Here is a 24,119-nt window from a genome sequence, read left to right as displayed (position 1 = left end):
CCTGTCCGGGGCCTGTCCGGGCCGACCGGCTACGCGCTGTCCCGGGAGGTGTTCTCCGAGCCGGTGTCGATCCGGTCCGGGCGGGTGTACACGTTCATCGAGTCGCCGCGCAGGAAGCCGACCAGCGTCAGCCCGCTCTCCTCGGCGAGGTCCGCCGCCAGCGAGGACGGCGCGGAGACGGCGGCGAGCATCGGGATGCCGGCCATCACGGCCTTCTGGACCAGCTCGAAGGAGGCCCGGCCGCTGACCATCAGCACCGTGCCGCGCGCCGGGAGCAGGCCCTCGCGCAGCGCGTGGCCGACCACCTTGTCCACCGCGTTGTGCCGGCCCACGTCCTCGCGCAGGCAGAGCAGCCGGCCCTCGGCGTCGAAGAGTCCGGCCGCGTGCAGGCCGCCGGTGCTGTCGAAGACCTTCTGGGCGGCACGCAGCCGGTCGGGCAGTGCGGAGAGCAGCTCGGGGGTGACCCGCAGCCCGTCCTCGGCGACACTCCACGGCGCGGTGGTGCGCACCGCGTCCAGGCTGGCCTTGCCGCACAGGCCGCAGGAGGAGGTGGTGTAGAAGTTGCGCTCCAGCGAGGCGTCCGGGGCGGGCACACCGGCGGCGAGCACCACGTCCACCACGTTGTAGGTGTTGCCGCCGTCGGCGGTGGCCCCGGCGCAGTAGCGGATCCCGGCCAGGTGGTCGGCGGCGTGCAGCACGCCTTCGCTCACCAGGAAGCCGGCCGCCAGGTCGAAGTCGCTGCCCGGGGTGCGCATGGTCACCGTCAGCGGACGGCCGCCGACCCGGATCTCCATCGGTTCCTCGGCGGCGAGGGTGTCGGGGCGGTGCGAGGGGGTGCCCTTGCGCAGTCGCAGTATCCTGCGCGGAACGGTCACTCGGCCCATCGTCGTCGGCTCCTCGGGGTTCGATCCGGTCGGTACGGATCAATCCTCCCTCCTGCCGGCGGTGCGCGGTTCGGGCAGGTGGCGGGGGCTGGGGGCGGCGGCAGGTGGCGGCGGCGACCGCCAGGCTGAGGACGCCCCCCGCAGCCACGCCGTGGTTCATCGCTCCGGGCGTCGAAGAGGCGGCTCCCGTGAGCCGACCAGCCGCGCCCGTCGGAGGCCGGGCGAGCACCCCCCGACCGGGAATTCCGCCCTTGGCCTACCGGCCGTTCCCCACCGCCAGCACGACCGCGCTCGCCGCGCCGCCCGGCGTCTCGTAGTTCACCGTCTCCCCGGCCCGGCGGCCCAACAGCGCCTTCCCCAACGGGCTGTCGTAGGTCACCAGGGTCATTTCCCGCTCCTCCGCCAGCTCCGAGATCTCGACGGTCTCCTCCTCGCCGTCCGAGAACCGCACGGTGACGGTCGAACCCACCCCGATCACCTCGGTCGACGGTGCCCCGGCCACCTCGGCCTCCCGCAGCCGCCCCTCCAGCTCGGCGATCCGCCGGTCCAGCCGCGTCACGTCGGAGGCCCGCTGAAGTTCGTCGGCGGCATCCGCGGAATCACCCGCCGGACCATCCCCCCGAAGCGTCGCGGCCACCTCCCCCCGCTCCACCCGCAGCTGTGCCAACTCCTCGCGCACCGCGCGCAGCCCCTCGGCACTGATCGGTTCCGGCCCACCGCTCATCACAAACTCCCGGGTCTCTCACGGGACGTTGAAACACCGGCCGTATCTCATTACCCCACCCCGCCGCGCCCCCGGCAAATCCTCCGCGCAGTCGCCCCGGTTTCGAGGAACTGGTTCGCGCAGATACGGGCGGCCGTCCGGCACAACGGCGCCCATGACCGGCGGCGGCCCACACCGCGCCCCCCCACCGGAACTCCCACGGACGCCCCCTGGGATCCGGCCCTGGGCCCGGCACTGCTCGCCTCCGGCCGACGCATCGAGGAGGAACCGGTCCTGGACGACCTGCTCGCCGATCTGGCGTCCCCGGCCGCTACCGCACGGGGACGCGGACCCGTTGGTCCTTCGGCATCGGCATCGGCGGCGGGCGGACCGGGCTGAGGAAGCTGCTGGGAGTGCCGTGCCAGGAGACGGAGAGGGCTTGCGGTGGCCCTTGGTTCCGCACGGCGAAGGGCCACTTGCGTCAGCTGGCGTGGTGGTCGAACTCGCCTGCCTTGGCCGCTCGGAGGAACCTGACGAACTTGGCGGGAGTGGTGCGGACTATGACTTGGCCGTCATCGGACTCGCGCACCTCGACCAACCCGTTGGCGGTACGCACCTCGACGCAGTTGTCATTCGCGGCGGAGTAGCTGGACTTCTGCCAAGCAGAACTATTCACGCTTGCTCTCCTTTTCCTTCTTAAGGGATCCGATGAACTCTCGGGTCTCCTCCTCCGAGAGAGCGCGAGACCCGAACCGGGCGAGCAGGGCCATATGAGCTGGGGCGTCGAAGATCCGGGCGCCACGGCTCGTGTCCACCTGCGCCGTATCCAGCTCGGGGATCACTCCCTCGGCTCTCGCTGGAGCTTGGCATCGCACCGACATCGAACGGGACTACTCGGATTCTTCGAATTGGAGTCCTACCGCTCCGAGAGCAAATGACACGAGCGTGCGCTTTTCTGGGGTGAGCGGCGCCTCGCTCCGCGGAGCGAGGCGCCGCCGGGTCAGATGGCGAGGTGATCGAACTCGCCGGCCTTGGCACCTTGAAGGAACGCGGCGAACCTGGCCGGGGCGGTGCGGACTATGACCCCGCCGTCGTCGGACTCGCGTACCTCGACCAACCCGTCGGCGGTACGCACCTCGACGCATTCGTCGTTTGCGGCGGAGTAGCTGGACTTTTGCCACGCAGAACTATTCACGCTTGCTTTCCATTTCCTTCTTGATGGATCCGATGAACTCTCGGGTTTCCTCCTCCGAGAGGGCGCGAGACTCGAACCGGGCGAGCAGGGATCGAAACCTGGCCATGTGTGCTGGGGCGTCGAAGATCCGGGCGCCAAGGCTCGTGTCCACCTGCGCCGTATCCAGCTCGGGGATCACTCCCTCGGCGTAGGTGAAGTTCTCGCTGGAGCTTGGCATCGTACCGACATCGAACGGGACTACTCGGATCGAGATGGTCGACTGCCCAGAGTCTTCGATGAGAGCGTCGAGCTGGTCGGCGAGGACTGCTGGGCCGCTGAACTGCATGCGTAGCGCGGCTTCATGGACGAATGCCGAGTAAGGAGTCGCGCCCGATCGGACAAGTCGCTGCCGCTGCATCCGGAAGGCTGTCCTGAGGTCGACCTCGTGACGAGGCAATGGCGGGACAGCCTGAGCGAAGACGGCAGAGGCGTAGGAGCCGGTCTGAAGTAGGCCGGGAATGAACGCCATCGAGTATGTGGTCAGCCTTCGAGCTTGGCCTTCGAACTCTGCGACATCAATGAAGTCGTCGGACAGGGTTCCGCGATACTCCTCCCACCAGCCCGGCTTCTCACGCTCCGTGATGATCCCTGAGAGGGCAGCGATCAAGGGCTCGTTGACGCACATGCATGTTGCGGCGATCGTGCGCAGGCGCTCCACGCTGATGCCGATCTTTCCTGCCTCCATCTGCGTCACCTGTGCGGGGCTCATGCCGACGAGGCGACCGAGTTCGCTGCCGCCGAAGCCGACCTGCTCGCGCATCCTTCGCAACTCTGCACCAAGTCGCCGCTGACGGAGTGTTGGGTTCGCGCGTGGAGCCATGACTTCCTTCCAAGGCGGGGTCGACCTCAGTCTGCCGCCCGGCTTGCTGGTCGGTCCATCAGGGGCGGCCCAGTACCACGATAGAGGGAAGTTCTGAGATCGGGGTAAAACTTGATCTGAGACTGGGCTATGGTCGTCATTGGCCCGATCCGACGGGTCGTCAGTAACGCCTGTCTTTTCCGGGCAGTAGGCGCCTGCTGCCCGCGCACCGCAGAGCAGCCGCGTCCCGGCCTGGCTCACGGCGACGTATCCGCCGGTTCTCCTCTCTCCTCTCCCCATCACCGCTTCATGGAGGACTCCATGTGCACCCGTAACACGCCCTCGCTCGCCCTCTCCAAGCAGGCCCTCCGCGACATCCTGACCCGGGCCGGCTGGGACCCCGAGGTCATCTTCAACGCCGAACTCGCCCTCTGCGAGCTGATCGCCAACGCCTGGGGGCACGGCCGGACCCCCGCCCCCGTCGTCTACTTCTCCCTCACCCGCACCCTTCGCGTCTGCGTCGCGGACGAGAGCGACGCTCTCCCCGCGCCGCGCACCCCCGGCCGCCTCGCCGAGTCCGGGCGCGGGCTCCAGCTGGTCGAGGGGCTCACCCACCGCTGGGGTGTCGACCCCCAGAAGCGTGGCAAGACGGTCTGGTACGAGCTGGACTTCCCCGCGTGAGCCGCCACCGCACCCCCATCGCGCCGACCGACCCGGGAATGCACGACTACGCCGCGCCGCAGATCACCACCCTCCTCGGCGAGTTGCACCGGCGCGGACTCCCGTACGGGCTCCTCTGGGGCTCCGCCGCCCCCGGCGAGACGACCCTCGACGGCCGCATCCTGGTCGACTTCGGCCACGCGCCTGTGAGCACGCTGCTCAACCTCCTCCACCTCCTCCGCGACCTCGAAGGAGATGAGCACGGGTGAGAGCCGGTACCGCCGCCTTCCTGGTCGGCGCCGCCTTCGCCGTCCTCCTGGTGCTCGCGTTCGCCACCGTCGCCCTCGGCGTCGTCGCGGCCCTCCGGACGCCCAGGCCCGACGACGAGCGCACCGACCCCGAACGCCAGGACCACGACCCGATCCGGCGCATACCCGTCTGACCAGGCCGCGTACGCCGCCGAGCCGAGTTCTCCAACTCGGCTCGGCCGCAGTGTCGGTGGCGCTCAACAGACCCTCAGTCGCTCCAGCAGCTCGGGAACGCCGTCGACGTTCCGGTAGGGCTTGAAGGCCGGCGGGAGGTCGCGCACCAGGGTGATGCACCGCGGGGCGCCGATGCGGGTGGCCAGGTCGAGCGACTCGCTGGTGACCGCGAGTGCCTGCTCGACGTTCTTCGACTGGAGATGGCTCCTGGCCTGGTAGGTCAGGAAGACTCCGCGTGTCTTGTCCCTGGTCCGGGGCAGCAGGGCCAGGCCCTCGGTGATCAGGGTGTGGGCCGCCTCGGTCCGGCCGAGGTCCAGGAGGCACTGGCCGGAGTCACCGAACCCCGGGCCGATCCTGACCACCAACCGCACCGCGACCCAGTAGGAGGACCCCGTGGGAGACCGGAACAAGGGCGGCCCGAACGACGGCAAGGGCGGCAGCCACGCCAAGCCCGGCGGCCCCGTGATCGGTCCGAAGCCCAGCCCGGACGGCTCGGGTCCCGACAAGGGCGGCAAGCACCGCTGATGACGGATCATCAGGACATGCCCGAGCAGGCCGCCGTGCGCGGCCTGCTCCAGGCCGTCACCGGAGATCTCGGCCACGACGTGGCCCCCGAGTGGCGACAGGCGGCCGTGGCCCATCCTCGCCACCACTTCCTCCTCGAACGGGTATGGCTCGAACAGGACGGTGCGTACCGTTCCGTCAGCCTTGGCGACGACCCCGACACCTGGTTCGCCGCCGCCTACGACAATGTCCCCGTCATCACCCAGATCAACGACGGCACCGAGCCCGATGACCTGAGCGAGGCGTGGCCGTCGTCCTCGCTCTCCGCCCCCTCGGTGGTGTTCGACATGCTGGGCATGCTCGACCTGAGCGACGGCATGACGGTCCTGGAGATCGGAACCGCCAACGGGTACACCGCGGCCCTCCTGTGTCACCGGCTCGGTGCCGACAGGGTGGTGACGGTCGAACTGGACGCGGACCTGGCCGTGCGCGGCCGGAAGAACCTCAACGCCGCCGGGTACGCCCCCGTCGTCGTGTGCGCGGACGGCCTGCTCGGCTACGGCCCCGCCGCGCCGTACGACCGCATCGTGTCCACCTGTTCCGTGCGGCGCGTCCCGCCGCAGTGGATCGGCCAGACCAAGCCCGGCGGGGTCATCCTCACGCCGTGGGACAACCCGTGGATCTGCTGGGGCATGCTGCGGCTTACGGTCGGCGACGACGGCACGGCGGTGGGCCGGTACCGTCCGCACGGGGCGTTCATGCTCGCCCGCACCCAGCGCGACGACGTACAGCTGATGCGCGACGTGGTGAAGGGCACGGGGCACGAGGCGATCGTGTCGGAGACGGTGCTGCCCCGGCGCGCGGTGGTGCGCGGAGACGCCGCGTTCGCCATCGGCCACCGGATCGGCGACATCTGGCACGCGTGGCAGGACGACCCCGCCGAGGGCGTCGCGGACCGGTTGTGGATCGCCTCGACCGACCGGGCGTCCTGGGCGGCGGTGGACCACGACGGCGGTGATCACGACCGGTTCACCGTTCGGCAGTACGGCACGCGCCGACTCTGGGACCAGATCGAGGACACCTACGAGTGGTGGACAAACAACGGCTCCCCCTCCCCTGACCGGTTCGGTCTCACCGTGAGCCGGGACGGGCACCGGGGGTGGCTGGACAGCCCGGAGCACTCCTGGCCGCTTCCCTGAAATGACTGGCCGTGCCGTGCGCGGGCGCCGAGTCCCCTGACTCGGCGCCCGCACACGGCAATCCGGCTCAGGCGCGCTGCGCGAGCTCCAGGGCGGAAACCACGGGGCATGTTCTACCCGAGTAGACCTGGTCGGCCGGGGTGGCGGCGATCACCTTTGTCGGCGGGGGCGCGGAGAAAGTCGCAGGTGGGAGGCTTGGGCGAGGTCGGGGAAGGGGGGACCGGCCGCTGGGGCGCGGGCGGGCGAAGCTACCATGTGGGCAACACCCTCAGCTCGAAAGATGGACTTGTGACTGTCAACGACGACGTGTTCACGGACTGGAAGAACCGCGAGGAGATCGCGGAGTCGATGATCCCGATCATCGGGCGGCTGCACCGGGAGAAGGACGTGACCGTTCTGCTCCACAGCCGTTCCCTGGTGAACAAGTCGGTGGTCAGCATCCTCAAGACGCACCGCTTCGCCCGGCAGATCGCGGGCGAGGAGCTCTCGGTCACCGAGACCATGCCGTTCCTGCAGGCGCTGACCACCCTGGACCTCGGCCCCTCGCAGATCGACCTCGGGATGCTCGCCTCGACCTACCGGGCGGACGACCACGGCCTGTCGGTGGAGGAGTTCACCGCCAAGGCCGTCGCCGGTGCCACCGGTGAGAACAAGCTGGAGCGCCGGTCCGCGCAGGACGTCGTGCTGTACGGGTTCGGCCGCATCGGCCGGCTGGTCGCCCGTCTGCTGATCGAGAAGGCCTCCGGCAACGGCCTGCGGCTGAAGGCCATCGTCGTGCGCAACGGCGGCGGCGACGACCTGGTCAAGCGCGCCTCGCTGCTGCGCCGGGACTCGATCCACGGCCAGTTCCAGGGCACCATCACCGTCGACGAGGCGAACAACAAGATCGTCGTCAACGGCAACGAGATCACGGTGATCTACTCCAACGACCCGAGCGAGGTCGACTACACGGAGTACGGGATCAAGGACGCGATCCTGATCGACAACACCGGCAAGTGGCGTGACCGCGAGGGCCTGTCCAAGCACCTGCGCCCCGGCATCGCCAAGGTCGTGCTGACCGCCCCGGGCAAGGGCGACGTGCCGAACATCGTGCACGGCGTCAACCACGACATGATCAAGCCGGACGAGCAGATCATCTCCTGCGCCTCCTGCACCACCAACGCCATCGTCCCGCCGCTGAAGGCGATGGAGGACGAGTACGGCGTCGTGCGCGGCCACGTGGAGACCGTCCACTCGTTCACCAACGACCAGAACCTGCTGGACAACTACCACAAGGCCGACCGTCGTGGCCGCTCGGCGCCGCTGAACATGGTGATCACCGAGACCGGTGCCGCCTCGGCCGTCGCCAAGGCCCTGCCGGACCTCAAGGCGAAGATCACCGGCAGCTCGATCCGCGTGCCGGTGCCGGACGTCTCCATCGCGATCCTCAACCTGCAGCTGAAGCGGGAGACCAACCGCGAGGAGGTCCTCGACTACCTGCGGAACATCTCGCTGACCTCTCCGCTGAAGCGGCAGATCGACTTCATCGACTCGCCCGACGCGGTGTCCAGCGACTTCATCGGGTCGCGGCACGCCTCGATCGTGGACGCGGGGGCGACGAAGGTCGACGGGGACAACGCGATCCTGTACCTGTGGTACGACAACGAGTTCGGCTACTCGTGCCAGGTCGTGCGGGTCGTGCAGTACATCTCGGGGGTCGAGTACCCGACGTTCCCGGTTCCGGCGGTCTGATTTTTCGGGTGTTCGGTGGGGCGGTGGCCGGTTCGGTCGCCGCCCCTTCGGCGTTTCCTGGGGGGTTGGGGGCTGGGGGGGTGTTGCCCGCGTGCCCGAGGGGTGGGGTGGGGGTGTGGCGGTTCGTGTGCGGGGTGGTCGCTATCTTGAGGGGTCACGGACAGGCGTAAGGGAGTGGGCGCATGGGGATGGGCGGTCGGCGGTTCAGCGCCGTGGTGGCGGGCGGGGTGTTGGCCGGGGCGCTGGTGGCGTGTTCGTCCGGGGGGTCGGGGGACGGCAAGGGGGTTGCGGCGGCGGGGAGTTCGGCTGGTCCGGTGAGTTCGGCGGGGGCGTCGGTGACGAGTGGCGCTGCTGCGGTGCCGACGGGCGGCGGGGGCTCGGCGTCCGCTGTGGCCTCGGCGTCCCCGAGTGGGGCTGCGGCCGCCGGGGGGACGGGGAGTGCGGCGCCCGTCGTCGCGGCGCCGAGTGCGGATCTGGAGGGGGCGCTGCTGGACGACAAGGTGGTCGGGCAGGTGCTGCCGGATGCCAAGGTGATGGCCGGGTGGGACGAGGAGAAGCGGAAGGTCGACACCGCTGACCACTCCGTCACCTGTTCGGCGTCGGCGCCGTGTACGGGCAAGCCGCTGAGCGGGTCGGTGCGGTTCTCGTCGGGGGATCTGGTGACGCGGTTCCTGGTGGAGACCCTGCCCAGTCGGGACGCGGCCAGGAACCGGTTGAAGGAGACGTACGCGTCGTATCCCGTCGGGCCGTTCCACAAGGTCGACGCGCCGGCGCTGGGGAGTGAGAGCCAGGTGTTCGTCGGGCCGTTGTCGGCGGGGGACGGGGTGAGCGTCGTGGTGCGGTCGGGCACCGTGGTGGCGAGTGTGACGACGGAGGGCGGGCCGGCGGACCCGGCGGCGGCGCGGCGGTTCGCGGTGATGCTGGTGAACCGGATCGAGCAGGCGCAGTCGGGGAGGACGCCGGACGCCGGGCTCGGCGCGGCCTGACGGGGTTCAGGTCACGGGCAGGCCGGGAGTTCGTGCAGGCCGAGGGCGAGCAGGGTGTCCAGGGCGCAGTGCGGCACGTCCCAGCCCGGCAGCGGTCCGGTGCGGCCGGTGAGGGCGGCGCAGGCGGCGGCGAGGGCGGCCTCGGCGGCGAGGAGGTTGTCGGCGAGGACGAAGGCGATCCCGTCGACGGTGCCGGGTCCGGTCAGGATCCGGGCGTGCTCGAACCGGGCCGGGGCGGGCAGGCCGCGGGCCAGTCCGTCGTGGACCGCCTCCGGGGTCGGGGTCAGGGTCGGGGGGCCGTCGGGGCGGTCCGGGGCGCGCAGGTGGAAGCGAATGGCGTGCACGGGACCAAGAGTGACGGATGGTCGGCCCGGACGGTGGGGTGCGCGGTGTCAGAAATCTGTCAGGCAGCAAGATGCCACCGGTGACCGGGTGGTGGCGGCCTGGGTGCGGAGGGCGCTGGGCTGGGGGAAGTGGGCTCGGCCGCCCGTGATATGTACTCACGTGGGGTGGCCGCAGTGGGGCCATGCGACAGATGCCGATGACGTTCGAGGGGGCCACACATGCCGCTGTTCCGACGCCGCTCGGGCGGGGAGGGCGGGCAGGACCGGGCCGGTCGGCGCGGGTTCGGGCTGGGCCGTCGGGCCGTTCGGGCCGTCGAGCCGAGGCTCGATCCGACCTTCGGGGACGAGTCCGTCCGCGAGGCGCTCGGGTGGGCCGCCGCCGGGGACTGGACGGCGCTGCGCCCCGCGCTGGCCGCGGCGGACGGCGCCGAGCTGACCTGGCTCGCCGGGGCGGTCGCGGAGGTCGCCGGGGTCGAGGAGTGGACGGCCCGCGCGGTGGCGGACGCCCCGGAGGACGCGCTGCCGCTGCTGCTGTCCGGCGCCCGGCACGTCAGCTGGGCCTGGGAGGCGCGCACCCGCGCCCGGGCCAACCAGGTCACCGAGGAGCAGTGGAAGTTGTTCCACCAGCGGCTGGACGTCGCCGAGGAGCAGCTGCTGGAGGTCGCCGAGCGGGAGCCGTCCTGGCTCGCCCCCTGGTACTTCCTGCAGATCAGCGCGCGCGGGGCCTCGCTGGGACCCGAGGTCGCCACCTGCCGCTTCGAGGCCGCCGTGCGCCGGGTGCCCGGGCACCTCGCCTCGCACCGGCAGCGGCTGCAGCAGCTGTGCGAGAAGTGGGGCGGCTCGCACGAGGCGATGCACGGGTTCGCCCGCTCGGCGATGCTGGGTGCCCCCGAGGGCAGCCCGCTCGGCGAGCTGGTCGCGCTGGCCCACCTGGAGCGCTGGCTGGACCTCCCGGAGGGCGAGGACCACGCCTACCTGTCCGACCCCGCCGTGGTGGCCGAACTGCAGGAGGCGGCGTTCCGCTCCGTCCTGCACCCGGACTTCGTGCCGGCCCGCGGCTGGCAGGCGAGCTTCAACGCCTTCGCGATGGCCTTCTCGCTCGCCGACCAGCCGAAGACGGCCCGGCTGCTGTTCGACGCGCTGGACGGCTTCGTCACCGAGTCGCCCTGGCACTACCTGACCGGCGACCCGGTCACCGCCTTCCGCGTCCACCGCGACCGCTGCGCCGCGAACTGACCCCCGCGAACCGACCCCCCTTCCGCATTCCGCGACCGAAAGAGCCTCCGGTGTCCCCATCCGACAACCCGACGAGTGCGCACACCTTCCAGGTGGACCTGCGCGGACTGGTGGACCTGCTCTCCCACCACCTCTACTCCAGCCCGCGCGTCTACCTGCGCGAGCTGCTGCAGAACGCCGTGGACGCGATCTCCGCGCGCCGCGCCCTCGACCCCGAGGCGCCCACCGCCATCACCGTCCACGCCGACGACGAGCTGTCCGTCACCGACACCGGCATCGGCCTGACCGAGAAGGACGTCCACACCTTCCTCGCCACCATCGGCCGCAGCTCCAAGCGCGACGCCGACGGCCGGCTGGACGGCGCCGGGCTGGCCGCGGCCCGCGGCGACTTCATCGGCCAGTTCGGCATCGGCCTGCTGGCCTGCTTCGTGGTCGCCGACGAGATCACCGTGGTGACCCGGCACGCCGGGAGCCCGGACGCGCCGGTGATCGAGTGGCGCGGCAGCTCCGACGGCAGCTACACCATCCGCACCCTGCCCGCCTCCGCCAAGCCCGAGCCCGGCACCACCGTCACCCTCGCCCCGCGCGCCGACGCCGCCGAGTGGACCCGCTCCGCCCGGGTGCTCTCCCTCGCCCGGGACTTCGGCAGCCTGCTGCGCCACGACGTCACCGTGGTCGACGCCAACGGCACCTCGCACCAGGTCAACCGCACCCCGCCGTGGGCCGCCCGGCACGGCTCCCCGCTGGCCCGGCGTGACGCGCTCGCCGAGTACTGCCGCACCACCTTCGACTTCACCCCGCTGGACACCATCGAGCTGGACCTCCCGCTGGTCGGCCTGCGCGGCGTCGCGTACGTCCTGCCCGACGCCGCCCCGCCCTCGCGCCGCAACGGCCACCGGGTGCACCTCAAGGGCATGCTGCTCTCCGACCAGGCCGACGAACTGCTGCCGGACTGGGCGTTCTTCGTCCGCTGCGTGGTGGACACCGACGGGCTGCGCCCGACCGCCTCGCGCGAGGGCCTGTACGCCGACGAGACGCTGGCCGCCGTCCGCGACGCGCTCGGTGCCCGGATCCGGGACTGGCTCACCGGCCTGTCCGCGAGCGACCCGGCGCTGCTGCACCGCTTCCTGTCCGTGCACCACCTGGCCGTTAAGGAACTCGCCCGTTACGACGACGAGTTGCTGCGGATGATGCTGCCCTGGCTGCCGTTCGAGACCACCGACGGCAACGTCACCCTGGACGAGTTCGCCCGCAGCCACCCGGTGGTGCTGGTGACCCGTACGGTCGAGGAGTTCCGGCAGGTCGCCCCGATCGCCGGCGCGGCCGGGCTCGGCGTGGTCAACGGCGGCTACACCTACGACCGCGACCTGGTGCACCGGCTGCCGGAGATCCGCCCCGGCGTCTCGGTCGCCGACCTCGACCCGGGCACCGTCACCGCGCACCTGGACACCGTCGATCCGGCCGCCGAACTGGCCGCCGGCACCTTCCTGGCGATCGCCCGCGAGGTGGTCGGCCGCTTCGACTGCGACGTCGCCCTGCGCAGCTTCCACCCGACCAACGCGCCGGCCCTGCTGCTCGACAACCGGGAGGCCCGGCACGAGCGCACCCGTGCCCAACTCGCCGACGAGGCCGACGGGTTGTGGGCGGACATCCTGGGCTCGCTGCGCGCCGAGGTGCCCCGCGCCCAGCTGGTGCTGAACCACCTCAACCCGCTGGTGCGCCGCGCCGCCACCGTCACCGACCGCGAGCTGGCGGTGACCGCCGTCGAGGCGCTGTACGGGCAGGCCGTGCTGATGACCCGCCGCCCGCTGAAGGCCAGCGAGTCCGCGCTGCTGAACCGGTCCTTCATCAGCCTGCTCGACCACGCCATGCTCGGCCACGAGGTGGCGGGCGCGGCCGGTTCGGGCTCCGGTTCGGGCTCCGGTTCGGGTTCGGGTTCGGGTTCGGGTTCCGCCGGCGCCGGTGAGACGGAGGCGTGATGCTGGACACCCCCGACGCGGTGATGGCCGCGCTGCGCGAGAACGACGCCCGCCCGTACGGCCGCACCCGCACCGTCACGGCCGAGGAACTCGTCGACGCCGCCGAGCAGTTCGAGGAGACCGGGGTCCGCTCGATGGCCCTGCTCGAACTCATGGAGGCCTACGAGTACGACGGCGAGCGCAGCAAGAGCCCGGTGGTCTTCGCCCGGGTGCTCAAGCTCTGGGACCAGGACCCGGACGGCTTCGGCGAGTGGGCCCGCCGCCAGGTGTTCTGGCGCTTCAAGTGGGTGGCCACCGCGCTGCTGGACAACCCGGACGTCCCGCTGGCCGCGATCCGGCGCTGGCACACCGAGCTGCGTGACCGCTACCGGGCGGCCGGCTTCGATCTCCAGCCGTACTACGCCCAGCGCTACCACCTGGCCGCGCAGACCGGCGTCGACGTCCAGGACGCCTACGAGCTGTGGACGGCCCGCCCGCGCAGCGAGCTGAGCGACTGCCACGCCTGCGAGACCCGCGCCCGGGCCCGGCACTTCGTCGAGGCCGGGGACGACGCCCGCGCGCTGGAGATCCTCGCCCCGGTGCTGGACGGCCGCAGCGGCTGCGAGCAGGAGCCCTACCTCAGCCAGGCCGCCGCGCTGCTGCCGCTGCTGCGCCGGGGCCGGTCGGACGAGGCCCGCTCGGCGCACCTGGCCGGGTACCGCTACGCCCGCGGCAAGGCCGCGATGCTCGCTGCCGTCGGCCAGCACATCGAGTTCTGCGCGCTGTCCGGCAACGAGCCGCGCGGCCTGGAGCTGCTGGCCGAGAACCGCGACCTGTTCGCGGTGACCGGCGAGCCCGGCGCCCGGCTGGAGTTCCTCACCGGCGTCGAGGTGCTGATCGCCGCGCTGGCCGGGGCCGGGCACGGTTCGCTGGCTGTCAGTGGTCCGGCCGGCACCGCCTGGACGGTCGACACCCTGCTGGTCCACCTGCGTGGCGAGGGCGACGCGCTGGCCGCCCGCTTCGACGCCCGCAACGGCACCGACGCGGTGGGCGCCGCCCGGCGCGCGCGGCTGGCCGCCGGGCCGCTGCTGGCCGAGCCGCTGGCACTGGGCGTGCGGGCCGCCGCCGCGCCGGAGCTCGCCACGGCCCCGGCCGTCGCTCCGGCGGCGCGCCGGGAGGCCGAGCCGGAGCCGGAGGACTTCACCGCCCTGGTGCTGCGGGCCCGGGAACTGGAGGTGCTCGGTCATCCGGACTCCGACCGGCTCTGGCGGCGGATCGCCGAGCGGGCCGCCGCCGCGGACTTCGTGCACCCGGACAGCGCCGAACTCGGAGGTGAGGGGCGGCTGCTGGCCGAACTCGCGGAGCAGCGCGCCCACGAGGCCCTGCAGCGCGACGATCACGCCGCGGGCAAGGCGGCCCTGCTGGAGGCCGCCGAGCTGTACGAGCGGGCCGGGCTGCCCGGGCCGGCACTGATGTCCCGCACCCGGACGCTGATCGTCGAACTCGGCGACGTCGAGGGCGCGGTGGCCGACTGGGCGGGGCTGGACGCCGCGCTGGCCGAGGCCGAGGACCTGCGCGCCGCGGGCCGGATCCTCGACGACGACTACCTGATCGTCCTGCAGTCGCGCGCCTACGCCGCCCACCACGACCTGGTCGAGGCGCTGCCCGAACCCTCCGGGGAGACCGTCGCGCGGTTCGAGGCCGCCGTCGGCGGGTACCGGCGGGCCGCCGTCGAGCTGGGCTCCGCCCGCCGGGCCGCCACCTCCCGCCAGTACACCGCCGACGCCGCCGCCCGGCAGGGGCGCCTGGCCGAGGCGACGGCCGAACTGCGCGAGGTGCTGGCCCAGTTGGAGGCAGCCGAGCTGTTCTGGCACACCCCGCGGGTGCTCGGGCTGCTGGGCCAGGTGCTGCTGCAGCAGGGCGAGCCCGGCCAGGCCGTCGAGGTGTTCCACCGGGCGCTGGCCGAGGCCGTGCGCTGGGGCGAGGACGCCTACCCGTACGCGCCGACGTACATGATGCTCGGGCACGCGAGCGTGCAGGTCGAGGACTACGGCGGGGCGGTCCGGGCGCTGTCGGAGGCCGCCGCGCGCTACGACCGGCAGGGCGCCGCGGCCGTCGAGGAGGCGGCCCAGGTGCGGCTGCAGCTGGCCGACGTGCTGCGCGGCACCGGTCGGGCGGCGGACGCGGTGGCCGTGCTGGAGTCGGTGCTGGACGCCTCGGCCGGGCCGTCCGGAGAGCTGGACGTCCGGATGGTCGCCCAGGCCCGGCTGGACCTCGCCCGCGGTCTGGTCGATCTGGACGAACACCGGGACGCGGCCGAGGAGTTCCTGCGGCTGGCCGACCTGGTCGCCGACTGGGAGGACCAGGAGACCCACACCATGGTCGCCTGCGAAGCCACCCTGGCCCTCGCCCGGGCGGACCGCTGGGACGCGGCCGAGGCCGCCCTCGGGCGGGCCCGCCAGGCGCACGGCAAGGCTCCCAAGGTCGACCAACTGGCGGCCACGCTGCGCGAGTTGGCGCAGCTCACGATGCGCAGCCGGGGTGCCGAGGGACTGGACGCGGCGCTGGCGCTGCTGGCCGAGGCGGACGGGCTCGGCGAGGCGGCCGAGCGGGCCGGCCAGGAGTACGACGACTGGTACCTGCGGGGTGGTTCGCACTACGAGCGGGCCCGCTGCCTGGCCATCGCGGACCGGCACGAGGAGGCGCTCGCCGAGGTCGAACGGGCGATCGCGGTGTACGGGCGGGGAGGGGAGCCGACGGGCGGACCGCGGACCTCCGAGTCGCTGCGCCCGGAACCGCTGCGTTCCGAGTCGCTGCGTTCGGAGTCGCTGCGGGCGGAGGCCGTCCGGCTGGCCGCGCTGATCGAGGGCGGCGACCTGGGCCGACCCCGGGCCGCGGTGGACCGGCTCACCGCCGGGGTGGCCCGCTGCGAGGCGGCCGGGCTGCCCGAGGCGGCGCAGGTGCTGGCCGAGCTGCGGGCGCGGTTCGCGGCGAACTGAGCGCGGTTCGCCGCCAAGTGCGGTGGAAGGGGCGGGCGTGGTGAGCGCCCGCCCCCTGTTCACTCGCCCGCCGGGGTCAGCAGGGGCCGTCGTCGGCCCAGACGCCCCACTGGCCGCTGGCGCTCGGCACCTCGTTCAGGGTCCACCACTTGGCGTGGTAGCTGTGCCCGTTGTACGAGACCTTCGCGCCCGCCGTGTACGTGCTGCTCGCGCTCCACGCCGGGGCGGTGCAGGTGCCCGGGTTGCCGGTCGGGCTACCGGTCGGCGTGCCCGGGCCGGTCGGCGGGGTGCTCGGGGGCGTGGTCGGCGGGGTGGTGGGCGGCGTCGCCCCGGCGAACTTCACCGTGTACTTGGTGAAGTCCCAGTCGTTCTGCGCGACGCTGGAGCACGAGCCGGACAGCCCCGGGTCGACGTTGCCCGGGCACTGGCGGTCCCGGTTCACCGACCAGTAGGTGTAGCGGGCCAGGCCGTGCGCGGTGGCGAAGTCCAGTACGGCCTGGAAGTCGGCCTGGCGGAAGTACTCGGCGGCGTCGGTGCGGCCGTTCATCATCGACACGCCCTCGTGGGCGTAGGCGGTGGCCTCGTTCCAGCCGAAGGTGGTCCGGAGGATCTGGTTGAACTTCACCAGCGCGTCGGTCTGCGCGGCGGCGCCGTTGAAGCCGCCGTCGAACGGCATGATCGAGTAGTTGTTCGGCGTGAAGCCCTGCGACTTGGCCTCGTTGAGCATCTGGGTGCCGAACCAGCCGGTGCCCGCGGTGGTCCCGGCGGTGGTGACGGAGATGTACAGGCCGGGGTTGTTCTGCTGGAGGATGCGGGCGGCGCCGATCTCGTTGTGGATCGCGGCGGTGTTCTCGTACTCCGGCTCCTCCAGGTCGAAGTCGATCGCCCTGAGGTTGTACTTGGTGATCACCTGCTGGTAGCCGGCCGCGGTCGCCTCCGGTGTGCCGCAGACCTGGCCCAGCTTGGTGCCGCCGTAACCGCCGACGGACACCGAGACGTCCCCGCCCTTGCCGCGGACGGTCTGGATGACGGCGGGCATGGTGGTGTCGGAGTCGATCGAGGAGGTGCCGCCCCAGGCGGGCGAACAGCTGTTGCCCTGGGCGAGGATGAAGGCCAGCTGGAAGGCCCGCTGTCCGGTCGCGTCCATCACGGCGGCGGCGTCCGGCGGGCTGTTGTCCTCGGGCATCAGGTACGGCGCCGAGGCGTACCAGTTGCTGCCCAGGCCGGTGCCGGCAGCGGGGGTGGTGGTGGCGGCCGAGGCGGCGCCGGTGGCGGTCAGCGCGGCGACCCCGCCGGCGACCAGTCCGAGCACACCGGCCACGGCGAGGGCGGTCCGGCCGGAGCGGCGTCTGCGGGGCGTCGTGGGGGCGGGGTGTGGGGGAAGAGCGCGTTCCATCGGAGGCCTTTCCAGGAAGCGGCAGTGGGGGTGGTCGGCCTGGTCGCGCCGGGTGTGGGGGTGGCGGGACGGCCGAACGGACCCGCGGCGGCGGGTAGGTGCCGGAGGTCAACACTGGTATAGACCTGTTGCGGAACGGCGGTCAACCCCCAAAAGGGTCAAGTCATCCACCTCCTGACGGCTCGAAGGGCTGAGCGCGGTTGAGCGCGGCGGGGCCCGACTCGCCGGGGAGCCGCCGCTCAGACCGGGAGGGTCGCCCCCACCCCGGCGAGCAGCCCGGTGACCGCCGGGGACCAGGGCCGGCCGCTCGGCCCGGTGAGGGTCAGGGTCCGGTGGACGGCGGGCCGGATCGGGACCAGGACGCAGTCGGGCGGCAGCATGGTCAGCGCCAGCGCGGGCATCACCGAGACCCCGACGCCCGCGTGCACCATGCCGATCAGGGAGTTCAGGTCGCGGATGCGGTGCCGGGGCGTGAACCGGGTGCCGGCCCGGCGGTAGGCCTCGCGGATGTGGCGTTCGCAGCCGCCCTCGGAGAGCAGGAAGTCGTCGTCCTCCAACTCGGCCACGTGGACGCTCTCCTGACCGGCGAGCGGATGGTCCCTGCGCAGCAGCGCGTGCATCGAGTCGGCACCGAGCGCGACCGCCCCCGGCGGCAGCCGGTCGGCGTCGACCAGGACCGCGGCGTCCACCGTGCCGGCCTCCAGCCAGGTGAGCAGCTCGGCGTCGTCGCCCTCGAAGACCCGCACGGTGACCTGCGGGTACGCCGCCTTCCAGTCCCGCAGCAAGCCCGGCAACAGCGCCTGGCAGACGGTGGTCGGCGCCGCCAGCCGTACGGTGCCGGTCAGGCCGCCGGCGTGCCGGGTGGCGATGGCGCGTACCGCGGCGGCGGAGGCGACCGCGGTGCGGGCGTGCGGCAGGACCTGCTCGCCGAACGGGGTCGGCCGGCACGGTGATCCGCGTCGCAGCACGGGCGCGCCGAGCGAGCGCTCCAGCGCGGCGACGGCGTGCGAGACGGCGGACTGGCTGATGCCCAGCTCGTCGGCGGCCGCGCCGAAGCCGCCGGTGTCGGCGACCGCGACCAGCGCCCTGAGCTGGGCGAGATTGACGTCCGAGGACATGAGAGTTCCTCATCCTTCCCGCACTGCCACTTGTTGGACTCATGTTCCGCGGCCGGGCCACCCTCTGTCCAGGACACGGAAGAGGACGGAAGAGCAACGGACGGGGAGGTGGTCGGGGTGCGGCGCTGGTTGCCGGGCTTCGTGGCACTGTCGGCGATCTGGGGCGCCAGCTTCGCCCTGATCAAGGTGGCGGTCGACGCGGGCGTGCCGCCCGTGTGGGTCGCGCTGTGGCGCAGCGTGCTGGGCGCCACCACGCTGTGGGCGGTCCTGCTGCTGCGCGGCGAGCGAGCCCCCCGCGACCGGGCGCTGTGGGGGCACTCGGCGGTGCTCGCGGTGCTGCTCAACACCGTGCCGTTCACCCTGTTCTCGTTCGGCGAGACCAGGGTCAGCTCGGTGCTCGCCGGGGTGATGAACGCGACCACCCCGCTGTTCACCATGCTGTTCGCGGTGCTGACCGTACCCGGGGAACGCCGCCCCGGCGCCCGACGGCTCTCCGGCCTCGCGCTCGGCTTCGTCGGCGTGCTCACCGTCCTGGGCGTCTGGCGGGGCCTGGGCTCCGGCGAGGCCGCCGGCGCCCTCGCCTGCCTCGCCGCCGCCTGCTGCTACGGCGCGGGCTTCGCCTACCTGCGCCGCTTCCTGTCCGGGCGCCCGGAGACGGTCACCACCCTCTCCGCGCTCCAGATCAGCTGCGCGGCAGTGGAGTTGGCCCTGATCGCCCCGGCCGCGGCGGGCCTCCCGCACTGGCCGGGCGGCCCGGCCGCCGCTGCCCTGCTGGTGCTCGGCGCCTTCGGCACGGGCCTGGCCTACCTGCTCAACCTCGGCCTGGTCCGCACGGCCGGCACCGCCGTCGCCTCGGCCGTCACCTACGTCATGCCCCTGTGGTCCACCGCGCTCGGCGCCGCGCTGCTCGCCGAGCCGGTCGGCTGGAACGCCCTGGCCGGCGGCGTCCTGGTCGTCGCCGCCGTCGCCCTCACCCGCCCCCGCACGGCCCCGGGACCGGGGGTCGACCGGAATCCCGGGCGACGGCGGGGCGGCCCCTTCGCTACCGTTTCGCGTGATGCTCACTGACACCGAGACGGCCGACCTGCTCGCCCCCGCCGGACTGCGTCTGATCCACCGGGTCGTCGGGAAGGTCGAACTGCCCGGGTTGCCGCCGTACCACGGGCCCGCGAACGTCCGTCCGGGAGACGGGCGCTTCGACTCCGAGAGCGTGGACCTGGACGCCCCGGACCTGGCCGACCGCCTCAACGCGGACTGGTACCGGATGGCGACGGAGTACGGACTCCTCGACGAGAACGCGGAGTTCCTGCTCGCGCTCGACCCGGGGCCCCAGGGCGAGCCGGAGCGCTCGGACGGGGCGGAGGAGGAGCCCGGCTCGCTGTGGTTCCGGGTCCGGCTGATCCACGGCTGGGACCTGGTGGGCAGTGAGGTCACCCTGCTGCGGAGCGGGTTCGCGACGCTGTTCACCGACCGCTACGTTCCGGAGTTCACGATGGCGTCGCTGGACGGCCGGATGATGCTGAACACCACCGTGTGGGGCGACGGCACGTCCAGCACGATCGTCATCCGGCCGTAGCCGTAGCCGTAGCCGTAGCCGTCTGCCGGGCGGCCGGCGACGGAGGGCCGGACCGGCCGGGCTGACGTTGGGTGGTCGGGGGATTACAGGTCGTGCCCGGAGGAGCGCTAGGGTGGCCACCGTGGTGAGGTCGTGGGATGAGGCGGTCGGGCGGGCGCAGGACCGGTTGGCGGCGGGGGTGCGGTTGCGGGCGGCCGTCGAGGGGGAGGAACAGCGGTTCGCCCGCTGGGACTTGGCGTCGCTGGTGGAGGGCGAGCTGGGCGGTCTGGTGGACCCGGACGGACTGGCGCCGGCGGCCGAGCGGGGCTGGCGGGAGCGGCTGGGGGAGAGCGGCCGGGAGTGGCCCGGCGGGGAGCTGTACCGGCGCCGGTACTGGATCCTCGGCGAGGGCGGCGAGGTCGTCGGGACGGTCGCGGTGGACAACTGGACCAAGGGCCCGAGCCAGCTCGCCGTGTCCTCCCTCTACCTGCGGCCGGACGCGCGCGGTCGCGGGCTGGCGGCGGCCGCGCTGGACGAGGTGTACGCGGCGGCGACCGCCGAGGGCCTGCCGGGCTTCCGGCTGGAGGCGCACTGGAGCTGGCGGCCCGCCGTCCGCTACTACCTGCGCCGCGGGCTGTGGGTGGTGGGCTGGAAGCGGTCCCTGTCGTTCGCCCGGATGCCCCAACTCCCGCTCCACCGGGTGCGCGAGGAGGACGGGCGGCTGCTCCTGCTGGTCGCGGACCGGCAGCGCGGCTGGGTGCCGATACTGGCCGCCGGGCAGGAGGGCCGCTGGCTGCGGCTGGACGAGACGGCGGACTACCGGGGCTGTGACGGCTGGGTGCACGAGTACGCCCGTTCCACGCTGGCGCTGTACCTGGCGCTGGCGGGCCGTCCGCTGGTGCGCGGCCCGCAGTGGTGGGCGGAGGCGTGGCGCTGGGCGGACGCGGGTGAGCCGGAGGGGTTGGCGGTCAGGATCGAGGAGTTCGAGCGGGCCGCGCGGACCCGGGCGGGCCGTGCGGCCGTCGGCCCCGGCCCGTACCGTCCGGCGCCGCTGCCCGAGCCGGCCGCACTCCCCGAGCCGGTCGCACTCCCCGAGCCGGTCACACGGCCCGAGCCGGCCGCACTCCCCGAGCCGGCCGCACTGCCGGAGCAGCCGGTGCGGCCGGCGTCCCCGCAACTGGCAGACTCGGGGGATGGCTGAGATCGAGATCGACGGCGCGCCCGCCGACCCGGCGCGGCTCGCCGCCCTGGGACTGCTCAACTACGGGCACTTCACCACGCTGCGGGTCGAGGCGGGCGGCGTCCGCGGACTGGAGCTGCACCTGGACCGGCTGGTGCGGGACTGCCGAGCGCTGTTCGCCACCGAGCTGGACCGGGCGCTGGTCAGGGAGCGGATCCGCGCGGTGCTGCCCGCCGACGGCGCACCGGTGATCGTCCGGGTCACCGTCTACGACCCCGCGCTCGGCCTGGAACGCCCCGCGGCCTCCGCCACCCCCGCCCTGCTGGTGACCACCCGCCCGGCCGCGGCCGCCGAGCCCGCCCCGCTGCGGGTGCGGACGGTGGCCCACCGGCGCGAGCTGCCCGAGCTGAAGCACGTCGGTCTGTTCGGCCTGATCCACCACCGCCGCGCCGCCCAACTCGCCGGGTACGACGACGCGTTGCTCACCGACGACGACGGCCTGGTGACCGAGGGTGCGACCTGGAACGTCGGCTTCCTGGCCGGGAGCCTGCTGGTGCGGCCCGCGGGCCCCAGCCTGCCCGGCGTCACCGAGGCGCTGCTCGCCGGGGCGTACGGCGGCCCGCAGTCCCGCGAGCCGGTCCGCGCCGCCGATCTGGCGCGCTTCGACGCGGCCTTCGCGCTGAACGCGGGCGTCGGCCTGCGTCCGTTGGCCGCCGTCGACGGCACCGCCTTCGACCCCGCGCACCCGCTGCTCGCCGAGCTGCGTGCCGCCTACCTCGGGATCGCCGCCGACCCGGTGTAGCCGCGGCCGGAAGGGCCCGGCGGCCGGGCGGCCGGGCCCGGGGGAGTAGCGCTCTGGAGGACCGCTCGGGTGAATCACTCGAACGGGCGACAAATCCCTCGGTGAACGGCCCAATGGAATGGCGGAACGGCCCCGAGCGCCCGCAGGTGGCTGATCATGACGAGCAATCAGCTACGGTCCCGCTCGCCCGACCGACCCGCCGAAGCAGAGAGTAGCCCCCGACATGAGCAGTCCACCTGCCGCCTCCGCGCCCCGCTGGCCGCTGATCCTGCTGCGCATCACCGCCACCGCCCAGGCGCTGCTGGCCGTGCTCCAGGTCGTGCTCGCCGGTAGCTTCCTCGACGGCAGCTACGACTCCCTCAAGGACCACGAGGGCAACGCGATGACGCTGGCCACCGTGGTCGTGGTCCAGCTGGTGGTGGCCTTCCTCGTGCGCCGGCCCGGGCACGGCCCGCTCTGGCCGCTCTGGACCACCGCGGTGCTCGCCGTCGCCGTGACCGGCCAGATCGGCGCCGGCTACGCGGGGGCGGTCAGCGTCCACGTCACGCTCGGCGTGCTGCTGGTCAGCGGCATCCTGTTCGGCCTGGTCGGCGCCTGGCGGCTGCCGCTGCCCGCCCGCGCGGGCCGGCCTGAGGAGGGACCGGACGGCAGCGGAGTGCTGCCGCGCCCCGGCGGGCCGGTGGAGGTGAAGCGGTGAACCGCCGCCGGTTCCTGGGCATCGGCGCCTCCGTGCTCGGCGCGGGCGCGCTGGCCGCCGTCGCCGCCCCCTCCGCGGCCCGCCTGTTCACCGAGGGCCGGCCCGGGCGGCTGCTCAGCAGCGAGCTCGACCTGCCCGCGGCCTTCCAGGTCCCGCTGCCGGTGCCACCGGTGCTCAAGCCGGTGCGCACCGACGGCACCAGCGACTACTACGAGATCACCCAGCAGGTCGCCCGGCTGGAGATCCTGCCCGGGGTGAGGACCGAGGTCTGGACGTACGGCGGCACCTACCCCGGGCCGACCGTGGTCGCCCGCTCAGGCCGGGCCGCGGTGGTCAAGCACCGCAACCAGCTGCCGGTGCCGTCCGTGGTCCACCTGCACGGCGGGCACACCCCGGCCGACAGCGACGGCTACCCGATCGACCTGCTGCTGCCCGTCGGATCCACCCTCCCCGCCGCCGGGCCGATGGACGGCATGCCGGGGATGCGGCACAGGACGGGCCACGACCTGGTCGGCGAGCGCACCCACACCTACCCGGGCAGACAGCGCGCCGCCACCCTCTGGTACCACGACCACCGGATGGGCTTCACCGGCCCCGGCATCTGGCGCGGCCTGGCCGGGTTCCACCTGGTCCACGACGACGAGGAGGGCGCCCTGCCGCTGCCGCGCGGCGAGCGCGACCTCCCGCTGATGCTCGCCGACCGGGCCTTCGCCGCCGACGGCTCCTTGCGCTACCCGTCCGCCGACGCCTCGCTCGCCGTGCCCGGCGTCACCGACGACTACATGAACGGCGTCCTCGGCGACGTCATCCTGGTGAACGGCGCGCCCTGGCCGCGCCTGGACGTCGACCGGGCGCACTACCGGCTTCGGCTGCTCAACGCCTCCAACGCCCGGCCCTACCGGCTCGAACTGGACCCCCAGCCCTCCGGCGGCGACGCGCTGGTCCAGATCGGCTCCGACGGCGGCCTGCTCGCCGCCCCGGTCACCCACGACGCGATCGAGATCGCCTCCGCCGAGCGCTTCGACGTGGTGATCGACTTCTCCCGCTACCGGCCCGGCACCCAGGTGCGCCTGCTCAACCGCTTCGGCAGCGGGCGCACCGCCGAGGTGATGCGCTTCGACGTCTCCTCCCGGGCGGTGAACGACGACGCCAGGGTGCCCGACAAGCTGGCCGCCGTCGAGGAGTTGGACGCCTCGGCCGCCGTCGCCACCCGCAACTTCAAGTTCCGGCGCAGCCGCAGCGACGGCTGGACCATCAACGGCGACCCGTACGAGCCCGGGCGCAACCTCGCCACCCCCGCCCTCGGGAGCGTCGAACGGTGGCGCTTCTCCAGCGACGGGCACCACCCCGTGCACCTCCACCTCAACCAGTTCCAGGTGATCGGGCGCAACGGCGAGGACCCGGGGGCGTGGGACGCGGGCTGGAAGGACACCGTCGACCTGCGACCGGCCGAGGCGGTGGAGGTGCTGGTGCGCTTCACCGACTACGCGGGGACGTACATGATGCACTGCCACAACCTGGAGCACGAGGACATGGCGATGATGGCCGACTTCACGGTCGGGTGAGCCGGCTCACCCGGACGGCCGTACGCCGGAGGGCGTTCGCCGCGCCCTCCGGCACCCTTGTCCCAGCGCTGCGCGGAGCCGCAGCCC

General features: G+C 73.0%; 26 protein-coding genes. 17 read left to right on the top strand and 9 right to left on the bottom strand.

What is annotated here, in order from left to right:
* Positions 1-29 precede the first annotated feature (29 nt).
* Together fdhD and ACZ6Z8_RS17110 are read right to left on the bottom strand one after the other, a co-directional pair.
* Positions 30-884, bottom strand: a complete 855-nt coding sequence (fdhD, locus tag ACZ6Z8_RS17115; protein WP_465610474.1) for a formate dehydrogenase accessory sulfurtransferase FdhD — start codon at positions 882-884, stop codon at positions 30-32.
* Between the two features lie 256 nt (positions 885-1,140).
* Positions 1,141-1,608 carry a GreA/GreB family elongation factor gene (locus tag ACZ6Z8_RS17110; RefSeq protein WP_030289963.1) on the bottom strand — a complete coding sequence of 156 codons (468 nt, stop codon included), beginning with the start codon at positions 1,606-1,608 and terminating at the stop codon, positions 1,141-1,143.
* Between ACZ6Z8_RS17110 and ACZ6Z8_RS17105 the strand changes: the two genes are divergently transcribed.
* On the top strand, positions 1,498-1,986 hold the full coding sequence (locus tag ACZ6Z8_RS17105; RefSeq protein WP_465610558.1) for a DUF2399 domain-containing protein: 489 nt from the start codon (positions 1,498-1,500) through the stop codon (positions 1,984-1,986). The two genes, ACZ6Z8_RS17110 and ACZ6Z8_RS17105, sit on opposite strands and share 111 nt — an antisense overlap.
* 82 nt (positions 1,987-2,068) lie before the next feature.
* Here the strand turns inward: ACZ6Z8_RS17105 and ACZ6Z8_RS17100 are convergent, their stop codons facing one another.
* The 3 genes from ACZ6Z8_RS17100 to ACZ6Z8_RS17090 form a co-directional block, all read right to left on the bottom strand.
* Positions 2,069-2,263: a DUF397 domain-containing protein gene (locus ACZ6Z8_RS17100; protein ID WP_033349099.1), complete on the bottom strand. Its 195-nt coding sequence runs from the start codon at positions 2,261-2,263 to the stop codon at positions 2,069-2,071.
* A gap of 324 nt (positions 2,264-2,587) precedes the next feature.
* The gene (locus ACZ6Z8_RS17095) at positions 2,588-2,782 is read right to left on the bottom strand and encodes a DUF397 domain-containing protein (RefSeq protein WP_465610471.1); all 195 of its coding nucleotides are present in this window, start codon (positions 2,780-2,782) and stop codon (positions 2,588-2,590) included.
* On the bottom strand, positions 2,775-3,641 hold the full coding sequence (locus ACZ6Z8_RS17090) for a helix-turn-helix domain-containing protein (RefSeq protein WP_465610469.1): 867 nt from the start codon (positions 3,639-3,641) through the stop codon (positions 2,775-2,777). The genes ACZ6Z8_RS17095 and ACZ6Z8_RS17090 overlap by 8 nt, the downstream gene beginning before the upstream one ends.
* A gap of 300 nt (positions 3,642-3,941) precedes the next feature.
* Between ACZ6Z8_RS17090 and ACZ6Z8_RS17085 the strand changes: the two genes are divergently transcribed.
* The 3 genes from ACZ6Z8_RS17085 to ACZ6Z8_RS17075 are packed head-to-tail and all read left to right on the top strand — an operon-like array spanning position 3,942 to position 4,722.
* Positions 3,942-4,301 (top strand): ATP-binding protein, encoded by a 360-nt coding sequence (locus ACZ6Z8_RS17085; protein WP_396497058.1) that lies wholly within the window; start codon positions 3,942-3,944, stop codon positions 4,299-4,301.
* Entirely contained in the window at positions 4,298-4,549 is a 252-nt protein-coding gene (locus ACZ6Z8_RS17080) for a hypothetical protein (RefSeq protein WP_465610467.1), read from the top strand. Before ACZ6Z8_RS17085 ends, ACZ6Z8_RS17080 begins: the two co-directional genes overlap by 4 nt.
* Entirely contained in the window at positions 4,546-4,722 is a 177-nt protein-coding gene (locus ACZ6Z8_RS17075; protein ID WP_465610465.1) for a hypothetical protein, read from the top strand. Before ACZ6Z8_RS17080 ends, ACZ6Z8_RS17075 begins: the two co-directional genes overlap by 4 nt.
* A gap of 63 nt (positions 4,723-4,785) precedes the next feature.
* Here ACZ6Z8_RS17075 and ACZ6Z8_RS17070 read toward each other — a convergent pair whose 3' ends face one another.
* The gene (locus ACZ6Z8_RS17070; protein ID WP_465610463.1) at positions 4,786-5,124 is read right to left on the bottom strand and encodes a hypothetical protein; all 339 of its coding nucleotides are present in this window, start codon (positions 5,122-5,124) and stop codon (positions 4,786-4,788) included.
* Between the two features lie 31 nt (positions 5,125-5,155).
* Between ACZ6Z8_RS17070 and ACZ6Z8_RS17065 the strand changes: the two genes are divergently transcribed.
* The 4 genes from ACZ6Z8_RS17065 (at position 5,156) to ACZ6Z8_RS17050 (ending at position 9,182) form a co-directional block, all read left to right on the top strand.
* Positions 5,156-5,287: a hypothetical protein gene (locus ACZ6Z8_RS17065; protein WP_465610461.1), complete on the top strand. Its 132-nt coding sequence runs from the start codon at positions 5,156-5,158 to the stop codon at positions 5,285-5,287.
* Entirely contained in the window at positions 5,287-6,465 is a 1,179-nt protein-coding gene (locus ACZ6Z8_RS17060) for a methyltransferase domain-containing protein (protein WP_465610459.1), read from the top strand. The genes ACZ6Z8_RS17065 and ACZ6Z8_RS17060 overlap by 1 nt, the downstream gene beginning before the upstream one ends.
* Positions 6,466-6,753: 288 nt before the next feature.
* Positions 6,754-8,196, top strand: coding sequence for a glyceraldehyde-3-phosphate dehydrogenase (locus ACZ6Z8_RS17055; RefSeq protein WP_465610457.1), 1,443 nt, complete (start codon positions 6,754-6,756; stop codon positions 8,194-8,196).
* A gap of 389 nt (positions 8,197-8,585) precedes the next feature.
* A complete protein-coding gene (locus ACZ6Z8_RS17050; RefSeq protein WP_465610455.1) occupies positions 8,586-9,182 on the top strand; it encodes a hypothetical protein in 597 nt (198 codons plus the stop codon).
* An 11-nt stretch (positions 9,183-9,193) separates the two neighbouring features.
* On the opposite strand, the gene ACZ6Z8_RS17045 is transcribed toward ACZ6Z8_RS17050, so the two are convergent.
* The gene (locus ACZ6Z8_RS17045; protein WP_465610453.1) at positions 9,194-9,526 is read right to left on the bottom strand and encodes a hypothetical protein; all 333 of its coding nucleotides are present in this window, start codon (positions 9,524-9,526) and stop codon (positions 9,194-9,196) included.
* A gap of 219 nt (positions 9,527-9,745) precedes the next feature.
* Here ACZ6Z8_RS17045 and ACZ6Z8_RS17040 point away from each other — a divergent pair, with 219 nt between their 5' ends.
* From ACZ6Z8_RS17040 to ACZ6Z8_RS17030, 3 genes are read left to right on the top strand one after another with little or no spacing between them, the layout of a single operon-like run.
* Positions 9,746-10,762, top strand: a complete 1,017-nt coding sequence (locus ACZ6Z8_RS17040) for a hypothetical protein (RefSeq protein WP_465610452.1) — start codon at positions 9,746-9,748, stop codon at positions 10,760-10,762.
* A 50-nt stretch (positions 10,763-10,812) separates the two neighbouring features.
* A complete protein-coding gene (locus tag ACZ6Z8_RS17035) occupies positions 10,813-12,741 on the top strand; it encodes an HSP90 family protein (RefSeq protein WP_465610450.1) in 1,929 nt (642 codons plus the stop codon).
* The gene (locus ACZ6Z8_RS17030) at positions 12,741-15,719 is read left to right on the top strand and encodes a hypothetical protein (RefSeq protein ID WP_465610448.1); all 2,979 of its coding nucleotides are present in this window, start codon (positions 12,741-12,743) and stop codon (positions 15,717-15,719) included. Before ACZ6Z8_RS17035 ends, ACZ6Z8_RS17030 begins: the two co-directional genes overlap by 1 nt.
* A 76-nt stretch (positions 15,720-15,795) precedes the next feature.
* Here ACZ6Z8_RS17030 and ACZ6Z8_RS17025 read toward each other — a convergent pair whose 3' ends face one another.
* Both ACZ6Z8_RS17025 and ACZ6Z8_RS17020 read right to left on the bottom strand, forming a co-directional pair.
* A complete protein-coding gene (locus ACZ6Z8_RS17025; RefSeq protein ID WP_465610446.1) occupies positions 15,796-17,115 on the bottom strand; it encodes a carbohydrate-binding protein in 1,320 nt (439 codons plus the stop codon).
* A gap of 239 nt (positions 17,116-17,354) precedes the next feature.
* A complete protein-coding gene (locus ACZ6Z8_RS17020; RefSeq protein ID WP_465610444.1) occupies positions 17,355-18,233 on the bottom strand; it encodes a LysR family transcriptional regulator in 879 nt (292 codons plus the stop codon).
* Positions 18,234-18,350: 117 nt separating this feature from the next.
* Between ACZ6Z8_RS17020 and ACZ6Z8_RS17015 the strand changes: the two genes are divergently transcribed.
* The 6 genes from ACZ6Z8_RS17015 (at position 18,351) to ACZ6Z8_RS16990 (ending at position 24,032) form a co-directional block, all read left to right on the top strand.
* Positions 18,351-19,301, top strand: coding sequence for a DMT family transporter (locus tag ACZ6Z8_RS17015; RefSeq protein ID WP_465610442.1), 951 nt, complete (start codon positions 18,351-18,353; stop codon positions 19,299-19,301).
* On the top strand, positions 19,291-19,809 hold the full coding sequence (locus ACZ6Z8_RS17010; RefSeq protein ID WP_465610440.1) for a hypothetical protein: 519 nt from the start codon (positions 19,291-19,293) through the stop codon (positions 19,807-19,809). Before ACZ6Z8_RS17015 ends, ACZ6Z8_RS17010 begins: the two co-directional genes overlap by 11 nt.
* 112 nt (positions 19,810-19,921) lie before the next feature.
* Entirely contained in the window at positions 19,922-20,989 is a 1,068-nt protein-coding gene (locus tag ACZ6Z8_RS17005; protein ID WP_465610439.1) for a GNAT family N-acetyltransferase, read from the top strand.
* Positions 20,982-21,770: an aminotransferase class IV gene (locus tag ACZ6Z8_RS17000; RefSeq protein ID WP_465610437.1), complete on the top strand. Its 789-nt coding sequence runs from the start codon at positions 20,982-20,984 to the stop codon at positions 21,768-21,770. Before ACZ6Z8_RS17005 ends, ACZ6Z8_RS17000 begins: the two co-directional genes overlap by 8 nt.
* Before the next feature lie 223 nt (positions 21,771-21,993).
* Complete coding sequence (locus tag ACZ6Z8_RS16995; RefSeq protein ID WP_465610435.1) at positions 21,994-22,467, top strand: hypothetical protein; 474 nt, start codon at positions 21,994-21,996, stop codon at positions 22,465-22,467.
* Positions 22,464-24,032, top strand: coding sequence for a multicopper oxidase family protein (locus ACZ6Z8_RS16990; RefSeq protein ID WP_465610433.1), 1,569 nt, complete (start codon positions 22,464-22,466; stop codon positions 24,030-24,032). Before ACZ6Z8_RS16995 ends, ACZ6Z8_RS16990 begins: the two co-directional genes overlap by 4 nt.
* The last annotated feature ends 87 nt before the right edge of the window (positions 24,033-24,119 follow it).

The sequence above is a fragment of the Kitasatospora sp. NPDC101108 genome (genome assembly GCF_055584725.1).
The sequence above is the reverse complement of the archived record's forward strand: the minus strand, read 5'-3'. Positions and strand labels throughout refer to the sequence as shown.